Here is a 17,249-nt window from a genome sequence, read left to right on the forward strand (position 1 = left end):
GGTCAGTTCTCCGTATCGAAGTTTTGAGAGGCGGCGCTTGCCGGGTGGATGGTCCCGACGCCCGACACGACGTTGAGCACCGGGTACGTGCGGTTGATCTGTCGGCGGAACGTCATCAGGACGTCGGCGCGGGCGATCCAATTTTGATTGAACAGGTCCCCAGCGCTAACCACGTCTGAGGCCTGCCTGATGAGCAGCCCTGCCGTAACGATCGCTTCCAGGTTCTGCGGGATAAGAAGGCCGTCAGATAGCAGCCCGGCAAACCCCATCCGGTGCGGGCCATAGAAGCTCGCCATGACGGTTAGCGTCGCGTGACGCTGGAGCGTGTCGGAGCCGTCCCCTGCCCCGCTGTGAATGCGCGCGGCGAAGGTGTCGTTTTCGACGTGGGTGACGCCGACCGCGCACCAGTCCACGCTCGGCTCCGGCTGCTTCGGCTGGTTTGGCTGCCAGCGTGGGCGGACCACCGAGCCCGGCAAGCCCGTGATGCCGACGATCATCGCCTGAAGCACATCGTCGAGTTGATCATCCCACGCTGGGCCGGGCGACGATGGAACGAGGTAGCCACCCGATGCCGATGTATTGGTCACGGGGATACCTGCTTAAGATCGCATGTGGCGCAAACATAGCCGGCGCCATAAGTCGTGTAGTCATTGACCGCGCTTACGATGTAGCGACGGCCGTTCCATTGGATCTCATCTGCGTCGGTGTTTCCGTTGCCATCCGTGAGGGGAAACGTCGTGTGGATCGTGATCGAGCCTCGGATACGCTGCCCGTCTGGAGTGCGGTCAAGGATGTCCCCGGTGTCCGCCGTCACCACGCCGGGGATAACCTTCGTGGTGGTGGTACGAGCGCCGCGCCCGTTGGCGCCAACACTGAGGGTTGAGCGATAGAGCACAATGGCCCCCGCGTCCTGGGCGAACATGGGATCGCCGAGGACGTCGCTCACATCAAGAAGAGGCATGCTATTTGCCTTTCGGGCGGATCACATAGGTCTGAGCATTGCGATACTGCCCAGTGTCCAGTAGCGGCTTCTCGCCCGTTCTTCCGCGCGCCCGCCGCGCCCGCAGCGTGGTTTCAGCCAGGGGCACAAACGGCCCCCCTGTTATGCGCGCCTTGACGGCAGACGATGCGATCAATCCGATATTGTTCAAGGCGACGTCTGCTGCACCAGCCTTTCCGGCCAACGCTTGCTGCGCACCCTTCTTGAGCTGCCCCGCTATGGCGTCCCTGGCGTCCGAAATTCCAGGCAAGAGATGGGGGCGAGCAGGGATATTTGCGTTGGGCGCCCCGAACTCCATGATGTAGCCGATGGTGGCGTTGTTGATCGGCTCGCCCTTTTGGGCCTCTTCTTCATCCGCATTGCGGGGGGCGTTGGCGTCGGGCACGCCGATAAGGACTCGGCTCTTGGTCAGATCCTTCACGCTGGCGAAAACGCCTGCATCGAACTTGCGAACCGTGACCTTCATAGCTGAACACCGCCGGCACCGATCATCAGAGCCAATTGGCGATAACGAACGCCATAGGTCGTCAGGTTCCATGCCCCCGCACCCTCAAGGGAGGCGCTGGACGTGTCGTAGGAGGCAGAGACCTTATCGACGGTCTTCGATGACATAATGCCCGTCGATGCCCCTGGAACGGCGCCGGTGGCAGCCGACGCAGTGGACAGGCGCGATAGCGCAAGGTTGTGCGCGACGAAGAGGCCTGTCCCTAGATCGAGAAGATCACCCCAGCGATCGGCGCTCAAAAGCGACCGCGCCGCAGCGATCCACATATCCACGGTTGCCACGGGATACTTGCCCACATCCGCAAATTCCGGAAATGCCTGATAGAATGTTGCGGATGTAACCGTCATGTTCAGGCCGCTCCAGCCTTGGCGATTTCAGCCTGAAGGCGGGTAACGCCCCAACGGCCGTCAACGGCGATGCCGAGGGTTTCCGCATGGGCAATGAGCGTGTGCTTCTCGCTTACTTCTTCAGGTGTATCGACATGCGTCGTGCCGTCGTCCTCAACGGTGACGCCCTCAACCGGGGCGGGCTCCGGAACAGGGGCAGCCGGTGGCGCGATATGAAGCAGCACGTACCAGTGCTGGGCAATATCGTCCTCAACCTCATGAACGCCCGCCTCGAATTTCTTCAAGACGGCGCCAAGGTTGAGCGTGAACGTCTTCACGACGTTGATGCTGGTCATGAGTTCTTCCTATGACAGGAAGGCCGGCGAAGAGCCGCCGGCCCCTCGCTCACAAACCGTCCCGATAGCCGATCGTCTCGGGGTACACGACTTCAACCACGCCGAGCCGGCCGAAGTACGTGGTGAGCTGATAGAGCGACCGGTATTCCAGCGGGGTGCGCTGGAGCGGCGTCATCGGGAAGCGAACACGCTGCGGGTCCTTGGTATAGGCCGACATGCGGTTCGTGGTGGTGTCGTCACCCTGCGTGCCGCCGGAGCCGGCGCCATTCAGCCACTTGAGGGGCTGGATGTTCAGATCCTGGCCGTTGGACTTGGCGAGGTTGTTATCGCGCAGGTATTGCAGGATCGACATATTGCCGGCGTTGGAGACTTTCTGCGAGACGAGGTAGCTGTACTTCTTGGGGGGAAGGCGCAGTTCCGTGGGGATCACGGCCCAGCCCGACGCAGCCCACACGCTGGACAGCAGCTCGTTGACGTCGGCAAGGATCTCGTCGGCCGTCTTGCTTTCCCATAGCGGAGACAGAGACGCGCCGTTTGCCACATTGGTGACGTTGGTCACCTTGTTGTGGTTGACCAGGCCGTAGACGCCGAGCACGCTGTCGCCGATATAGACCTGCTCATCCACGTCCATGTTGTGCTTGAGACGCATGACCTCGAACTTCTGGGAGTCGACCGGGCGCCCAACCTTCGCAGCCGACTCCAGTTCCGGGATCGTCCAGGAGATTTCCTGGCCCCAGAGATACAGGGGCTGGGCGGTCTTGCCGATATCGAGGGAAACGCCGGAAATGGCGTTGGCGTCCTTGCCGATCCAGGCCTTGCCGCCCGGGGTGATGCCGCCGGCCGCCGCGAAGCTGGAATTGGTGAAGGACGAGGTTTCATCGGCGATGGACACGTCCTCGCGCAGATCAATGTCACGCGACCAGGTCACGGAGACCAGGGGCATGTGCAGGGTCTGGTCGAGGCGCTCCAGTTCCTGGATCAGGAACGAGCCGGCGCTGTCGATGGTGCGACGGTCATAGGTCATCATCGCGTCGCGCGTACGGGCGCGGACGATGGCCGGGCGAGACACGCCGGCCAGGAGGGTCTTATCGTGGTACATTGATGTGGCTCCTTGCCGGGATCAGATGTTGTATGCGATCTCGACGATGCCGTTGGCATCGGCGGGGCCGATGAAGAAAGCGCCGGTGACGGCAACGGCCGTGCCGCCGCCCGCCGGGGACGTCGAGGTGACGATATCGCCCACAACGACGGTGCCGCCGGCCGTGGTCACGGCATAGACCGCGCCGTTCTTGGCAGCGGTGCCGAGCGCCAGGGTCGCCATCATGTAGCCGCGCTTCAGGACATCGCAGATGCCAGAGGTCGCGGGGGTGGAAGTGCCGAGCCCATCGGTGCCATTGCCCGAGGTCGGGAAGGGCCGCGCGAGCATGCCATAGACCACAGAGCCGGCATCACTGGATGCGAGCGGCTGGATCTTGCCGGTCACCATCTTCACGAAGATGCCGAACTTGGTCGGAGGCGTGCCGGAGTCGATGACTTCCGGGGTGATCGTCGCGTGTTCGACACGATTGACGGCGCCGGGAATTCCGGCAGCCATGCGGTAGAGGATTGCATTGCTCATGGTTTAGTCCTTTCGGCTGCGGGAATTCAGGAACGAATCGCCCAGAAGTCGCGATTGCCCTTGTTGATGGCGGCGATGGAGGGGATCTTGACGCCGCTGGCGTCTCGGGTGGCGCGGTCGTAACCGATGCCGCGATCATTGTTTTTGTGCTTGGCGATTTCACTCGCCGCGTAGAACGACACCTTCACGGCGTCGCACGTCATGGACTTGATGCCGGCGGAGGCAACGAGCGGCTTCACGAAATCGGCCGAAGCGTCATCCGAGAGGGCGGCGTCGAGAGCCTTGCGGCGCAGGGCGCACAGGTTGTCCCGCACCTTCTTGGCGCCGACTGCGGCGTCGAAGGTCGGAATCTTGATGCCGGGGGCGAGGATCTCGGCGCGAGCGATGGTGTCCTTGAATTCATCGCTGAGGCCGGCGGAATCGACCGTCTTCCCCTCCTTGACATCGCCCTCTTCGAGCACGTCTTCGTCGGTAGTCTTGTCCTTCTCCTCGTCCTTCTTTTCCCCTTCCGCCTCATCACCGGTCTGGGCTGCGGGCTGGGAAAGCTTGGCGACGGCCTCGGCGATCTGCGCCACGGACGCCTCCAGGCGTGTGAAGCGCTCTTCCACGGGATCCGTGGGGGCACCTTCGTCCTTCTCGGGAGCATCAGCCTTGGAGGCCTCGGCGCCGGCACCGTTCAGGTGCACATGGACGTGCGTGCCACCGGCTTCTCCGGTATCGTCGTCCATGACCTCACCCTCTTCGAGGGCCTTGGCCATCTCTTCGTCGAGGGTCTGGCGGGACTTCAAGAGGTCCCGAATGTTGTCCTTCCAGGACTTCCTGGTCTTCGCCATTTTGCTGTCTCCAATAGAGCAACGAGGTCCGCACCGGCCGTGTTCGACCAGCGCCACATGGTTTCCGATGATGTTGTGTTGCCGCCCGCGACCCGGCGCGGTTTGCTCGTAATCGGCGTCGTAGCCGCACGAGACTTCCACTTTCCCGCCGAGCACTGCCTTGATGGTGTCGGCGTCTTTGATGAACAGATCGCCAACGAGGCAATCGTTCCATATCCCTTCCCCGCGACGCGGGTTGTGGATCTCTCCTTTGGCAAGTTCCGCCCAATTGTCCGGGGTCACATCCTCGTTGGGGTGTTCGTCGGTGACCGGTTTGCCAAAGAAAGAGGCGATGGTCTTCGGGTCGAAGACATCCGCCTCGCCGCGCTCAATAAGAACGATTCCGTCCGGCCCTGCCTCAATGGGGACTTCGCCCGCTCCGTATGTCATAAGGCCGGTGCGCGCGAGCGGGACGGACTGGCAGACGAGAAACCCTTCAGGCGTCAGGTATCGGGTTTCCCCGATCTTCTCCGTCACGTACCACATGGCCGCCCCCCCCTATTCAGATCAAGCGGAGAGGATGCGATACCACTTGCCCACCACCGGGCAGACGTAGAGCGCGGTCTTGCCGGCCGCCTGGGCAACGCCCGTGGCGGTTGCGACGTCGTTGATCGTGTCGGTGCCGTAACCGAAGACCTGCATCGAGTCGGCGGAATCGCCATTGGTGACGATGCAGATGGCGCCCAGCGTGCTCTTGGGCAGCTTCACGCTGTCGGCGGCGGTCGCAACGACAGTGACGTGATTGATGCCGGCCGCAAGCTGCGTGGCGTTGGTCTGCCCGCCGCCCGCGTACGCAGTGATGGCGGTCTTGGCGGAAAGCGTGAGATTGGCAAAATCGCCGACCGCAGCCTGAACCTTGCCCTTGCGGACATAGTCGGGAAGAGACATGATTTCAGATCCGTTTTATGAGAGACCCATGCGAGACACTTTCGCCACACTCGTCGAAGAGTTGAGAGAGAAGGCGGAAGAGGCCGCAGAAGAGGCGAATGATGGAAACGCGGCGCTTTCCAAGGTGATCAATGTGAAGCCTGCCCGCCCCCAAGACATGATCGAATGGGAAGCGGCGGATGTAATTGAGGAACTCTCAGACGCGCTATCGAACATCAGCGACGGCAACAGCGATCCCAAGTCCATCGCAGACAAGGTCTTTGACCCAACCGAACGAGCAAAACGATTGCTCAATCGGTGATGATCGGCTCCGGATAACAGCGGCAGTTCCAGATCGCCCCTGGCAGCGCGTGATGGCCGGGATCGCATTCCGGAGGATCGTCCCACCGAAACACTTTCCCGTTCAGCGCCCTGTGTGAGGGGCGAACATCGCTGTCGCCGACCGTCCGCCAAATGAAATGCGTGGAGCCAACATGAAGCGCCCGAGCTCGCGTCAATTCCGTTGCCGTGCGGCTCACCTCGGTGCGGGCGATCAGGGTCGCTCGCGCCTTGGACACGTCACCGGATCGCATAATCTCTGCGGCGATTTCCTTCGCCCGCGTCCCGTTCGCGATCCCCTCGAGCGTTAGATCGTGCACCCGCTGCGCCGCGTCGATCGGCAGGCTTTTAATGAGCGTGACTTGCTCACTTAGCCGGGTGCGTACAATGCTTCCCGTGGGTGCGCGCAGAAGATCGGTCTTAAGTTGCTCGCCCATCTGGCGGGCGGCCCGGTTCCAGGTCTCGCGATCCCGAGCGTCAACCTCGGCAATCATGCGGGACGCGACAGCTTCCGCCCACGGCGAAATGGTCTCGCTGTAGCGCCGTAGCAAGCCTTCCAGCGTTGAAGTGGTTTCAGGATCGTCCGGCTGATAGATGGCCCGCGTCAGGTCATCAATGTGTTTTGCGATCTGCCTCAGTTGCCGGCCGTATCGCGCTTCTTCCTTGCGCGACCGTTTAAAATCAGCTGCCTTCGGACCCTGTCGGTCTAACGTGAGAGCCCGCAGAGACCCCCGCTCACACGCGAGGCACATTGGGCCGGTCTTCAGGCTTCGGGGCGCTGGGGGTGCCAGGAAGCGGCGGGAGCGCTAATTCCGGCAACGGCGGAGGCTCTTCCTCTGCGTTCGCGATATCGTCGTCCGTCACGTTGGACCAGATTCCGGTCACGTCGGCGGACTGGCGCAGCTCCTTCAGCGCTGTGGCCTTATCCACCAGGCCGGCGTCCGATGCCTGCACCACGGCGGAGGTGACCCCCACAGCGATGGTTGCCTTCTCGGTGTCGCTCATCTGCCAAAGCGGATTGAACTTGAAGTTCAGATCGTCCGGCGTATCCTTGCCAACCTCGGAGCGATACGTCAGATCCACAATCTTCCGAACTCCGGAACTCAACTTCGCCTCTTGTTGCTGCGAAATCATGTCGTAATAATTTCGGATGTCCGAGTCGCCCGTTGCATTCAACCCAGCCGGCGACTGCCCAAAGAGGCGCACGAGCGGGATTTGCAGCGCGCCGGACAATTGTTGAGCAAACTGCAAGAGCACGTCAGAAAGACCGGCGAACGAATAGCTGTGCGTCTCGAACTTGTCTTTCGCATCAATCAGCGTCAGGCCCTCATTGGACTGCATGATGCGGATCATATCGAACATCTTGGTGAGGGCTTCTTCCAGCTTTCCGCCAGCCGAAAGAATTTCCCGCAGGCCATCGACACTGACTGTCCTCAAATGCGCCTTATAGACGAGCTGTGCGGCGCCCTGCGTCGTGCTATCGAATGCCACCAAGCGATCAAATAGCCGCTCGATCACGGATAGGCCCCATCCGTTTTCCGTGATCCTCTGCCAGTATGGCAGCACGACCCCCTCAAGACGAATGACGCGTGTGTAGTGCACCTTGCTGTTCTGAAGAGCCGGGGCATTGGCCGTCACGTAATACGATTCCGGCTTCCCGAGGTCCGGCCCCAACTCCGTGACAAGCCGTTCGAAGCTGGGCTGCACCATCCAACGGTCAAGAACCAAGACGCCCTTGAACTGACCCTTACCCACCGTGCTTACTCGGAGCGGGGTGGACGCGTCTTGTCCATCCACAAGAAGAACCGCAAGCGCCCCGCCGTATAGGCGCGACCACTTGATGGTTTCGTTCAGGTTCTGCCAGATTTCCATGCGCGCCATGGCGCCCTTGACGGAATCCAGTTTATCCGGCGGAATCGATGACGTCAGGTCGATTCCGGCTCGGGTCATGTCCTCGGCAATGCAGTCCACCGCCTGCCCGACAATCCACGATCCGCGATAGGCATACTCCAACTGGATTCTGTTTCGGGATATGGGATTGAACCCATAGGCCGACGCAGTGCTGATGTTGTCGGTTCCGATGCCCAAGCGCGCGGCGACGTTCTGGAACGAGTCCGAAGTCCGGCGTGTGGCGAGGACGCGGACGCGAGGCCTCTCGGTTGCGCCGCCTTGGATTTCAGCCATTATGATACGGCAATCACAGCGATCTTGGCGCCCACCGGCAACGGAACGTCAACCGGGGTGGCGGCTGCAAGGTACTGCCGCGCCGACGTGACGGCCGCGTTGATCGCGGTTGCCGTCGGGTCCGGTGTGGTCCCTACCGCGAAATAGCATGCGGTGTCCGACGTAATGTGTGCGACCGTCTTTGTGGATGCCCCGACAATGGCGCCAGTCGCCGCCGAGCCACTAATGGTCAGGGCCTCAGACGCCACAGTCAATCCAAAGATCGAGGCGCCAGCGCCGCCCTGGTATCCAGAGGGCGCTGGAAGCGCGGGCCGCCCATATGCGATGTATGCCGTGGCCATTTCGCGGCTCCTGTCGCGCTGCCTATCCGGCGAACGCCTTGATCCATTGCGTTGGGTCTAGGGAGTCACCAAGCATCAACTCGGTGAGCGCCCACACGGCGGCATCGACGCGATCCGGCGACCCATCGCCCAAGAACCCGTCCGCCGTAAAACTGCACATCTGGTCTTCCAGGGCTGTAAGCCCGCCTGCCCGGTTGGCGACGTGCTTCACACGCCCCTGCTCATAGAGCGCGGCCACCGGCTCAGCGCGAGGGACCTTCCCTCGACTTGCCGTCACCTCTTTGTAGGCAGCGCTCTTATCGACCGTCCGAATAACGTGCTCGACCATAGCGCCACCGAAATTCCTCTCGGCAACGATCAGATCAGCCGCAAACTCGGTGTATGCCTCTACGGCGCGCCGACCCCATCCATCTGGCGACATCTTGCAGGTCCGGTCAGCCAGGATGTACGCCATCCCGCCGAAGTCCTTGCCGGCAACCACAATGCCGATGCTATCCCCGCCGTCCTCGGCGCCCCTGGTCCCGGATGGGTCAACTGCCACGACAATCCGTTGCAAATCAGGATGCGCCTGCACACGGCATGCATCCATCATTGCCCGCGTCCAGAGCGCGCCTGGAACGTCGTCCAGGATTTCGGCTTCAAGCTCCTGCCGCCCTAGCCGCGTGCCCGCATAGCGATCCGTGATCGACCGCACGAATGCCGGCGCGAGGTTCGCGCTATTGTCCCGCGTCGCGCCCCTGGTGACGACCGTTGATGCCGCCGCCATGATCTCCCGCAGCACCGGAATGGGGCGCGGCGTGGTGGTCACGAGCTGCTTCGGCTTCGTCCCGAGGCGCAGCCCAAACTGGAGCATGTCCCATGTTTCGCGGGCATAAGCCCACTTGGCCAATTCATCGCACCAGGCCGCATCGAACTGCGGCCCGCGCAATTGGTCCGGCTCCGTCGCATTGAAAAGGGTGGCCACAGCCCCATTGGGCCACGTCACCCTGCGCTTTGATGGCTCATAGAGTGGGCGAAACCCAGGCGGGTGAACGCTGAGGATTCCGCTGTCACCTTCCACCATCACGTCGCGGGCATCGGCCGCTGTCTCGGCTATCAGGGCAATGCGCCCATAAGCCCCGCGCGCCAGAGGCGTCGATCCACACACGATGGAGCGGACCCATTCCGCCCCTGCCCTCGTCTTACCAAACCCGCGCCCCGCATTGATGACCCATGTGAGCCAATCGCCCTCAGGCGCTATCTGTTCCGGACGGCCCCAAAACCTCCAGTCCCACGCGAGTGCATCGAACTGTGCATCGGTTAGCCCATCAAGAGCCTTCGCCCTGTCCGCTTCTGGCAGTGAGGCGAGCAATTCGGCTTGTGACAAGCTCACGGGCGCTCACTTCCTCGACTTCGATCGGTCCACCGTCCTTGCCTGTGTGCTCAAGCTGGTGCTTCTCGCGCCATTGTTCGGGGCGTCGGTTCTTCAGCCAAAAGATGGCAGCCGTTGTATCAGGCGGATAGTGTTCGCGGTACTCCGCTCGAAGAATCTCCCCCTGATTGTTGAAGATCTTCACGGAGTCATGCGTGTACCCGGTGGCGCGCTGGTACAAGCTGCGCTCTACGCGATCGTCCGCCTCGCTCTTACCTTCCTTTAGGGCCTGACAAAACTCTTCGTGCTTGGTCTTCCACCTTGCGATGGTTCGAATGCTGACTTCGAAAAACTCGGCAAGGTCCTCATCTGTCGCGCCAAGCCCACAGAGCTTCGCCGCTTGCTTGGCGTATGTGGGCTGGTATGCCGTTGGGCGTCCGCCCACCCCCTTTTCGGCTGAGGCCGGCTTCGATCCATCGGCGCGATCGGCGGCGGCCTGCACTTCTTCGGGAGAAAGCGCCGCACTAAACCTCTTGGCCATCAGTGCACCGCTGCGCCTTCCAGAACACCGTCATCGTCTTCGCCCTCGATCGCTGTGAACAGTTCCGGCGCGATCGCGTTTGCCTCTTCCATCAGGTGCGCTGCGAAGCGTTGATCGTCCATCCCGAGCACGGCCTGGGCTTCTGTGAGGAGAGCGGCTGCGGCGGCACGACGTTCCATCTTGGTCATCGGTGCTCGCCCCTTGTGTCCAGATACAGGGTGATTACCACCACCAGGGCTATCCACCAGATGGTGTGCCTTGCTAGGTGGCGCATGGGGTTAGGTGTTGGGCCTGGGCTCGCGGGCGCCGGAGGCACGCAGAAGTGCATTGGCGAAGCGGATCACATAGGACCAGAAGAGCTTGCTCATTTCGTCACCTGTCCCACAGCCTTGGAGACACCAGCCCAATCCGTGCGGGGCGAGGCGCAGCCAGCGAGAGCAAGCACGACAAGGGCAGCCGCTGCGATCTTCATGATTGCCTCTCTATGGGGTTCGGAAGGCTCGGCTCCGAGAACGTCGGATAGACGTGCGCCCGAAAGGGCTAGAGGAGACGTTCCGAGACGCTTCCGAATTCTGATGTTGAGGTATGCCGGCGCGCTAAATTTACCACCAGCTGGGGTTGTGAGCGCGATACTCCGACCATTCGGACTCTGTCATGTCGCGCTTTATGCGATTGCAGTCGTCGCACGCCCACACGGTGCGTTGTCCACCCTTTGATCTGGGATGAACATGATCCAGAGTGGGGGTAAGCCCAGCACGAGCCGCCATTTCCCTTTTGCAGTATGGGCAAAGCGTTCCGACCGCAGCGGCATACCTGGCGATCTTGGTGAACTTGTTGGCCAATTACGAGCCTTAGCTATTTCCGCATTGCCTCATCAGGGGCTGCACGCCAGAACTGCTTGCCGTCCTTCTCGGAATTCCAGGGGCTGCCGAACGCCTTAGCCGGTGCAAGGTCGCCATCGCCAAAGTTCAATCTGATCTTAGCACATCGGCGCGCCCGGCGGTTCTCCGCACGCTTTAATTCCTTGTCACTCTCGGCTGCCGTGTTGCCGAAAATCGGTGTTCGCCTTTTTGATCGTGCCATGGCAGATCTCTCGAAACTGTATCTCGCGGGCCGGGCGCTACACCGGCTTTCCTGAATGCCGTGATACTATCCGGGCTTTGCTTCATCCACTCAGGGACTCCGCTTTCATCCGGCCAATTGCTCTCAGCCACGACAGATCAGGCACCAATGGAGGCGGGTCTGCTTTCCTCGCCGCCGCGAGAATTAGTCCGTGCAGTCAAGCCCACGGCGGCGTCAGGATATATGCGCCAGGCGATCAACCCTGGCGGCCGTGAATAACCACGGTCTTCAGCGCTATCGGTGCCTTGAGGGGTGTGCCTGGGCAGTGACCGTTTCTCAAGGCCAAACTGGAGGAGGGTGGAGGGATCGAACCCCTGACCGTTAGGTCACCCTAGTTTTCGAGACTAGTTGCCAGCCATTCAGCGGCACCCTCCTGAATTTGGCGGAGGGGGCCGGGATCGAACCGACGCATCCTTTCGGATTCATCGCCTTAGCACGGCGACGCATTACCGCTCTGCCACCCCTCCGGAACTTGATGAGCTGTCGGATGACATAGCGGCCTCTGCGGAATTGTTTTGAGCCTCGCGCCTCCGGGCGCGAATCTGGCTCATATTCACTTTGTCACATAGTCGCGTACTCGGAGTCAATGGTCTTTTTGCAGTGTGCCCCAAAAAATTGCGAGACGATGCAGCCCCTCGGAAAGCCGGTCCACAGCAATAGCGCGAGCACGGTCGCGGTTTGAATGTCCGGTGATCACAAACCCAACGTCCACTGGGTCTTGCCCGTCAAGGATAATCGGGTCAAGCACGCGATAGAAATACATCCCCAAGCAATCCCGTGCACCGCGAAACTGCCCCCGATGGTATGCGACACGCTCGCTGCTCGGCATTGCACTTGGCGGCAGGGTTAGACCCTCGCCTCGTGATCCCGCCCCATAGTCGATCGCTCCGAGACCATTGAGGCCGGCGTTGTACCAGTGCGAGTAATACGTGTTTCCCGCCTCGTAGAGAATGTCATTGCGGTTTTTGTCCTGGCGATCCAGGCATTGGCGCACAGCGAGTCGCTTTAGAGGTTCGTCTTCCATTCGACGGACGCCGTCCGCGCCCACGCGCACATCCCCACGTGCATGTGCGAGGCGCTCGGGTGTGGGGGTCGGCATCAAGGCCGCGCGCTCGGCCGCCCGGTCGATGATCGTAGGCTTTTGCTTCAACGCTGCCTTGGCCATGTGTGATCAATCCTTTTCAATCGGGGTGATGCGGTAGGCTTTTCCGGAGTCGAGATGAACAAAAAAGGACGGCCCTTCCATGCGATTGATGCGCCGATTAAGACTGTCGATCGCAAGGCTATTCATCACGACGGTGATCGCGACGACGAATATCCAAAAGCGGGCTCCCTCATCCATCGTCACAGCCCCGCCAGAACAGAGGAGCACTGCTGCGGCGATGAACGCCGCCGCCGCGCCAAGACTCAACCTCTCGACAATCGTCATTGGCCCGCCCTTCCCGCCGTCTGGCATAGTTCTCGTGTGTCTTGCGCCAGCCCGCCCTTGAGCGCCGCCCGCATTTCCTGCACCAGGGCAAGCTCTGCCGCCTGGCGCCTGGCAGACTCGTCCTTGCCTTCATCGTTCATCCTCTGAACTCTGCGCATGAGGATGTGCTCTCTGTTGCCAAGAGCGGCTAGAAGGGCGTCACGCTCGGATTTGGTGCCTCGGAAGAGCATGGCGATTCAGCCCTCCCCTTTGGGAGGGGCGGGGAGAACGGCAGCGGCTTCAAGGGAATCCGCTTTTTCTCTCAACACGCGAGCCTGCTCTAGGGCGCTCTTCCGAGCGCGATCGTGCCAATCAGGCTCGCCAAAGAGCCATCGTGAATTTCCGGCAGCGACGATCTCGCGGGCGGTATCATCGGACACGCATGCCAGGGTAAGATATTCGACTTCGCCCACTGATGAATGGTTGCGAAGCTGTAGAGACCAAGGCTTGTCGTGCTTTTCTTCCAGGCCCGATGGCCGCAAGATCAGATCGACCACGGCTCAGCCCTCCCCCTGCTTGGAGAGGTCGGGGATGCCGGCGGCTTTCAGAACGGCGCGGGCAATTGCAACCTCATAGTCGCCGAATAGCTCGTGACCCCCTTCCTCTCCCCATGCCCGCACCACCTCCACCGCATCAACACCTGCAGGGGCGGAATGACCCTCGGCGTGGGCGAGGGCGGGACGAGTATAGAGAGGCTCTGCGTTCGACGGCCCCGGCGTCAGACCGTTGTGGCAATCGTTGACGACCCAGAATTCGCGCCCTCCTGCGGTCGCCTTGTAGCGGTACGCAACCGGCTTCACCTCTCCCTGTACAGGAGGGGGCGTGAGAGCGGCGGCCTCGCGCTGCAAAGCGGTCTCTGCGTTCGAATCGGTGACGTGCTTGTAAATGTTGAGCGCGACCTTCGGCAGGTCTTCGCGGCGAAGGTGCGGCGCCCTCCCATCCTCCTCAGACATGTTCAGTTTGAGGATCGAGAAGATCGAAGCCGGCGATATCAGCGTAGGATCCCACTGAATCCAGACAGCCCGCTCTTCAACCTCGTACTCCGAAGGTCGTAGTCGGGGCGCAAACCCATCTGACCAACTACTCCACTTGCCCAAGTCCTGCCCGACCTCTCGAAACCGCCATTGAAAAGTTCGAGCGGCGCGCGTGCGCCAAATTGAAAAAGCAGTTGCGCGGTCGAAACCTTGATCGAGGTTAGATTTAGCCCAGTCATCAAACGCCTTCAGATCTGCTTCTAGGTCCATCAGCGCACCTCCGGTGCAAACGGTATTTCGTCGTCCATATCGTCTCGGTTCAGCCTCGAACCCGCAGAAACCGGGGCGCGCTCAGATCGGCTAGGAGCCTCGTCAGAGGCCGTTTCGCGGTCGGAGCCACTTGTCCCGCTCAAAATGGTCAACTCGCCCCTGTACGGCCTCAGAATGACCTCCGTGGTATATTGCTCGCGGCCATCCTTCTCGTACTTTCGGGTTTCGAGTTGGCCTTCGATATAGACCGTCGATCCCTTTTTCAAAAACCGCTCGCAGACGCCGACAAGATTTTCGTTCAGGATCGACACGCGATGCCACTCGGTGCGCTCCTTTTTCTCGCCGCTCTGCTTGTCTTTCCAAGACTCGCTGGTTGCGACACTCAGATTAGCAACCCTCCCCCCAGATTGAAAGCTACGGATCTCGGGATCGCGGCCCAAATTCCCAAGAATAATTACTTTATTGACCGAACCAGCCATTAGGCGGCGCTCCCTTGTTTCTGAAACCTGAAAGTAAGTTCGCCTGGCGCCGTGCATTTAGGATGCCCAGGCGGGGGGCCGAGAACAGCCTCTGGCCAATCGCCGGTATCGCCGAAGCGCCGAACAGCCCGCTCCCATTCCGCCGGCTTAACCGTGGCCGGATCTCGCACAGCGACGGGCGCCGACTTGGGGATCTCTGGCGCGCGCTTTTGGTGCGCCTCGCGAATGTCCTCTTCGAAATAATTCAGGGACCTGACACTCTTCCCCGCCAACAGCCTCTGCTCGAGCTTTCCAAGCACGACGGCCTCGCAGAGCCGCATGTCGAACCCCTGCGCCGCCCACAGGTGCACCGGGTGCGTGTCCAGCGTCAGCCGGTTGGGGTCGTTGCTTAGCCTCCGGAAAAGGCTGGTGATTTTGGTCGCCAGCTGTGCGGCGGGGTGCGGCGGTTCGGAGGCCGGCTCTGGAGGTTGGCTAGGCTCCGGCGAAGCCTCGGTGTCACCCGCGCCCGCAGAAGATGCGTGAGCATCTTCTTCTGTCTCTGTATCTGCCTCTGTATCTGGGGGCGTTGCGCAACGTCCCTGCAACGTCCCTGCAACGTTGCATCCCGTTGCATCACCGTTGCAATCCGTTACGGCAACGTTGCGTCGGCGTTCGCGAAGCCGCCTTGATCGCTCCGTTGAGGTGTCGCCTTCATACTGCCGACGCCTCCATGCGCTCACTGCCCCGCCTTCGATCATGCCGATTTCGGCCATCGCGTCAAAGACGGACTTGATCGCCTCCATGGGTTCAGCCAGGGCGGCAGCAACACGGCGCGGCGTGGTTTCGAATCTGCCCCCATCCTCTGTTTCCGCAGCGGACTCCAGGATCGAATGCCACACCGCAATGGCAATGGATCGCGAGCAGCCGGCGATAACGGATGCTTCCGCAAGCTTATCGTCCTTCACGGTTCCGGCATATGCCCGATACCAGCGATTACTCATTGCTGGCTATCTCCTCAAATTTCGGATTGCATTGCAGCCAATGTCGCAGAACACGGATACGATCTTGATCGGCCCCTGGCGTTGCTTCGCTATGGCAATTTCCATGAGGTTCTCGTTGGCGTACAAAGCCGCCTGCCGCTCAGCCTCGTCCTCGGCGGTCTTTCCCTTTTGCCGCTCGAGGTAATAGGATTCCCGGTGCAGGAAGAGCACCACGTCTGCGTCCTGCTCGAGCGCGCCGGAATCCCGCAGGTCTGAAAGTTGAGGACGTTTGTCCTCTCGGTTCTCATTGCCCCGGTTCAACTGGCACAGCACAAGCACACAGACGTTCAACTCTTTTGCGAGAGCCTTCAACGCTCCGCTGATCTCCGTGACTTCTGCCGTCCGGTTTCCCGAATAGCGTTCAGAAGCCCGCACCAGGTGGACGTGGTCGATAACAACCAGCTCGAGCTGGGCCTTACCTTCGCGCTCCAGCTTCTCCTTGAGCTTCCTGGTGCGCGATGTGATTTGACCAACGGTCAACCCCATTTCCTGCTCAATCTCGAGGGGCCATGGTATCATTTCAAGCGCAGCCCGCTCGAGGCGTGCTGTCTGTTTGTCGTCCACCTGCCCAGCGCGGATTGCCCGGTATGTGATCGGAGGGCCATTGTCATAGGTCAGATCGGATAAGGCGCGCTGCGTCAGGGATTGGGCTCCCATCTCGAGGGAGAAAAACGCGACCCCATGACCATTTCGCGCCGCCTTGCAGGCGATTGAAAAGCCTGTTGCCGTCTTCCCGACGCTGGGCCTAGCCCCTAAAAGGACCATTTCCCCATATGACATTCCGAGCGTAGCATCGTCGAGTTCGGACAGCCCATAAGCGACACCGGCAATCGCCCGGCCGCTCTCCTTTGTCTCGAGCATTTGGCGATACGCGCCAGCTGCGGCTGCCCCGATAGACATGGGCTTTACAGATTGGTCCAGGTTTGCCGAAACGATCCCATCAAGCACCTCTATGCTCGCTCGAGCGGCCTCAGCAGGGGAGCGGGCGGACTGGGATAGAGCTGTCGCGCGCAGGGTGTCTCCGACTTCGACCATGCGGCGGAAATCAGCCAGTTCTCGGATATGAGCGGCATAGTCTCTGCACCCGACCACCGTGATGGACTCAGACGCCAAGCGAGCCACATATTGGCCGACCGTCATCCCGTCGAACAGTTCTTGTGATGCAACAGACTTAAGCGCGCCGATCGTCAACGTCATGTCGATTGACCGGCCCATCCTCCGGGCCTCGAGGAACGTTCCCCAAATATGGCCGTGCACCGGCTCGAAAAAATCTTCTGGCGCTACCCTGCCCTCAACGACATCGACGGCATCTGCATTGATGAGAGCGGCGCCTATTAGCGCCTGCTCTGCTTCGATATTGTGCGGGAGCTTCGAATCCAACCCGATCATTTGTGCCGACCGATAATGAGGACATCCACATTGTGAAGGGCCGCCCGCTGATCAGTGCTCAAGAACACATCCATAAACGATCGGTGAGCGGCGCCGGCCGCGATACCGTCTTCAAGCCGCAGTGTTTGTTGTGCGCGCTTTACTGCCGCCACATAAACATCCCAGCGACCTGAGATGATCGCTTCACGTTGCGCTTCCAGGGAGATGATCTCTGCGCTCATTCAGCGG

General features: G+C 60.9%; 25 protein-coding genes and 1 tRNA gene. 1 reads left to right on the forward strand and 25 read right to left on the reverse strand.

Going from position 1 to position 17,249, the window contains the following annotated elements:
* Nucleotides 1-2: 2 nt before the first annotated feature.
* The 9 genes from V5F78_RS12175 to V5F78_RS12215 are packed head-to-tail and all read right to left on the reverse strand — an operon-like array spanning nt 3 to nt 5,565.
* Nucleotides 3-587 carry a phage neck terminator protein gene (locus V5F78_RS12175; protein ID WP_394072404.1) on the reverse strand — a complete coding sequence of 195 codons (585 nt, stop codon included), beginning with the start codon at nt 585-587 and terminating at the stop codon, nt 3-5.
* On the reverse strand, nt 584-961 hold the full coding sequence (locus tag V5F78_RS12180; RefSeq protein WP_394072406.1) for a hypothetical protein: 378 nt from the start codon (nt 959-961) through the stop codon (nt 584-586). Before V5F78_RS12180 ends, V5F78_RS12175 begins: the two co-directional genes overlap by 4 nt.
* A gap of 1 nt (nt 962) precedes the next feature.
* Nucleotides 963-1,466, reverse strand: a complete 504-nt coding sequence (locus tag V5F78_RS12185) for a hypothetical protein (protein ID WP_394072408.1) — start codon at nt 1,464-1,466, stop codon at nt 963-965.
* Nucleotides 1,463-1,852 carry a DUF4054 domain-containing protein gene (locus V5F78_RS12190; RefSeq protein ID WP_394072410.1) on the reverse strand — a complete coding sequence of 130 codons (390 nt, stop codon included), beginning with the start codon at nt 1,850-1,852 and terminating at the stop codon, nt 1,463-1,465. Before V5F78_RS12190 ends, V5F78_RS12185 begins: the two co-directional genes overlap by 4 nt.
* Nucleotides 1,853-1,854: 2 nt before the next feature.
* Nucleotides 1,855-2,187 carry an STY1053 family phage-associated protein gene (locus V5F78_RS12195; RefSeq protein ID WP_394072412.1) on the reverse strand — a complete coding sequence of 111 codons (333 nt, stop codon included), beginning with the start codon at nt 2,185-2,187 and terminating at the stop codon, nt 1,855-1,857.
* Nucleotides 2,188-2,236: 49 nt separating this feature from the next.
* Nucleotides 2,237-3,286 carry a DUF2184 domain-containing protein gene (locus V5F78_RS12200; protein WP_394072414.1) on the reverse strand — a complete coding sequence of 350 codons (1,050 nt, stop codon included), beginning with the start codon at nt 3,284-3,286 and terminating at the stop codon, nt 2,237-2,239.
* Between the two features lie 21 nt (nt 3,287-3,307).
* Complete coding sequence (locus tag V5F78_RS12205) at nt 3,308-3,805, reverse strand: structural cement protein Gp24 (RefSeq protein ID WP_394072416.1); 498 nt, start codon at nt 3,803-3,805, stop codon at nt 3,308-3,310.
* A gap of 26 nt (nt 3,806-3,831) precedes the next feature.
* Nucleotides 3,832-5,163 carry a DUF2213 domain-containing protein gene (locus V5F78_RS12210; RefSeq protein WP_394072418.1) on the reverse strand — a complete coding sequence of 444 codons (1,332 nt, stop codon included), beginning with the start codon at nt 5,161-5,163 and terminating at the stop codon, nt 3,832-3,834.
* A 21-nt stretch (nt 5,164-5,184) separates the two neighbouring features.
* Entirely contained in the window at nt 5,185-5,565 is a 381-nt protein-coding gene (locus V5F78_RS12215) for a hypothetical protein (protein ID WP_394072420.1), read from the reverse strand.
* Nucleotides 5,566-5,593: 28 nt separating this feature from the next.
* Here V5F78_RS12215 and V5F78_RS12220 point away from each other — a divergent pair, with 28 nt between their 5' ends.
* Nucleotides 5,594-5,866, forward strand: coding sequence for a hypothetical protein (locus V5F78_RS12220; protein WP_394072422.1), 273 nt, complete (start codon nt 5,594-5,596; stop codon nt 5,864-5,866).
* Here V5F78_RS12220 and V5F78_RS12225 read toward each other — a convergent pair.
* The 16 genes from V5F78_RS12225 to V5F78_RS12300 form a co-directional block, all read right to left on the reverse strand.
* Nucleotides 5,856-6,635: a phage head morphogenesis protein gene (locus tag V5F78_RS12225; RefSeq protein WP_394072424.1), complete on the reverse strand. Its 780-nt coding sequence runs from the start codon at nt 6,633-6,635 to the stop codon at nt 5,856-5,858. The genes V5F78_RS12220 and V5F78_RS12225 overlap by 11 nt on opposite strands.
* Nucleotides 6,619-8,067 carry a DUF1073 domain-containing protein gene (locus tag V5F78_RS12230; RefSeq protein WP_394072426.1) on the reverse strand — a complete coding sequence of 483 codons (1,449 nt, stop codon included), beginning with the start codon at nt 8,065-8,067 and terminating at the stop codon, nt 6,619-6,621. The genes V5F78_RS12225 and V5F78_RS12230 overlap by 17 nt, the downstream gene beginning before the upstream one ends.
* Nucleotides 8,068-8,430: 363 nt before the next feature.
* Nucleotides 8,431-9,780, reverse strand: coding sequence for a DNA-packaging protein (locus V5F78_RS12235; protein ID WP_394072428.1), 1,350 nt, complete (start codon nt 9,778-9,780; stop codon nt 8,431-8,433).
* On the reverse strand, nt 9,716-10,300 hold the full coding sequence (locus V5F78_RS12240) for a hypothetical protein (protein ID WP_394072430.1): 585 nt from the start codon (nt 10,298-10,300) through the stop codon (nt 9,716-9,718). The genes V5F78_RS12235 and V5F78_RS12240 overlap by 65 nt, the downstream gene beginning before the upstream one ends.
* A complete protein-coding gene (locus V5F78_RS12245; RefSeq protein WP_394072432.1) occupies nt 10,300-10,488 on the reverse strand; it encodes a hypothetical protein in 189 nt (62 codons plus the stop codon). The genes V5F78_RS12240 and V5F78_RS12245 overlap by 1 nt, the downstream gene beginning before the upstream one ends.
* 414 nt (nt 10,489-10,902) lie before the next feature.
* Nucleotides 10,903-11,142 carry an HNH endonuclease gene (locus tag V5F78_RS12250; RefSeq protein WP_394072434.1) on the reverse strand — a complete coding sequence of 80 codons (240 nt, stop codon included), beginning with the start codon at nt 11,140-11,142 and terminating at the stop codon, nt 10,903-10,905.
* A 660-nt stretch (nt 11,143-11,802) separates the two neighbouring features.
* Nucleotides 11,803-11,889 (reverse strand) — tRNA-Ser (locus tag V5F78_RS12255).
* Nucleotides 11,890-12,005: 116 nt separating this feature from the next.
* Nucleotides 12,006-12,587 (reverse strand): hypothetical protein, encoded by a 582-nt coding sequence (locus V5F78_RS12260; protein ID WP_394072438.1) that lies wholly within the window; start codon nt 12,585-12,587, stop codon nt 12,006-12,008.
* A gap of 6 nt (nt 12,588-12,593) precedes the next feature.
* Complete coding sequence (locus tag V5F78_RS12265) at nt 12,594-12,851, reverse strand: hypothetical protein (RefSeq protein ID WP_394072440.1); 258 nt, start codon at nt 12,849-12,851, stop codon at nt 12,594-12,596.
* Complete coding sequence (locus V5F78_RS12270) at nt 12,848-12,991, reverse strand: hypothetical protein (protein WP_394072442.1); 144 nt, start codon at nt 12,989-12,991, stop codon at nt 12,848-12,850. Before V5F78_RS12270 ends, V5F78_RS12265 begins: the two co-directional genes overlap by 4 nt.
* A gap of 96 nt (nt 12,992-13,087) precedes the next feature.
* Nucleotides 13,088-13,387, reverse strand: coding sequence for a hypothetical protein (locus V5F78_RS12275; RefSeq protein ID WP_394072444.1), 300 nt, complete (start codon nt 13,385-13,387; stop codon nt 13,088-13,090).
* 3 nt (nt 13,388-13,390) lie between these two features.
* Nucleotides 13,391-14,134, reverse strand: a complete 744-nt coding sequence (locus V5F78_RS12280) for a hypothetical protein (RefSeq protein WP_509276227.1) — start codon at nt 14,132-14,134, stop codon at nt 13,391-13,393.
* A complete protein-coding gene (ssb, locus tag V5F78_RS12285) occupies nt 14,134-14,613 on the reverse strand; it encodes a single-stranded DNA-binding protein (RefSeq protein WP_394072650.1) in 480 nt (159 codons plus the stop codon). The genes V5F78_RS12280 and ssb overlap by 1 nt, the downstream gene beginning before the upstream one ends.
* Entirely contained in the window at nt 14,613-15,593 is a 981-nt protein-coding gene (locus V5F78_RS12290; RefSeq protein ID WP_394072648.1) for a hypothetical protein, read from the reverse strand. The genes ssb and V5F78_RS12290 overlap by 1 nt, the downstream gene beginning before the upstream one ends.
* A gap of 6 nt (nt 15,594-15,599) precedes the next feature.
* Nucleotides 15,600-17,021 carry a replicative DNA helicase gene (locus V5F78_RS12295; RefSeq protein WP_394072646.1) on the reverse strand — a complete coding sequence of 474 codons (1,422 nt, stop codon included), beginning with the start codon at nt 17,019-17,021 and terminating at the stop codon, nt 15,600-15,602.
* A complete protein-coding gene (locus tag V5F78_RS12300) occupies nt 17,018-17,242 on the reverse strand; it encodes a hypothetical protein (protein ID WP_394072644.1) in 225 nt (74 codons plus the stop codon). The genes V5F78_RS12295 and V5F78_RS12300 overlap by 4 nt, the downstream gene beginning before the upstream one ends.
* Nucleotides 17,243-17,249 lie beyond the last annotated feature (7 nt).

Source organism: Roseixanthobacter glucoisosaccharinicivorans (genome assembly GCF_043195095.2).
Classification (GTDB): Bacteria; Pseudomonadota; Alphaproteobacteria; order Rhizobiales; family Xanthobacteraceae; genus NCEH01.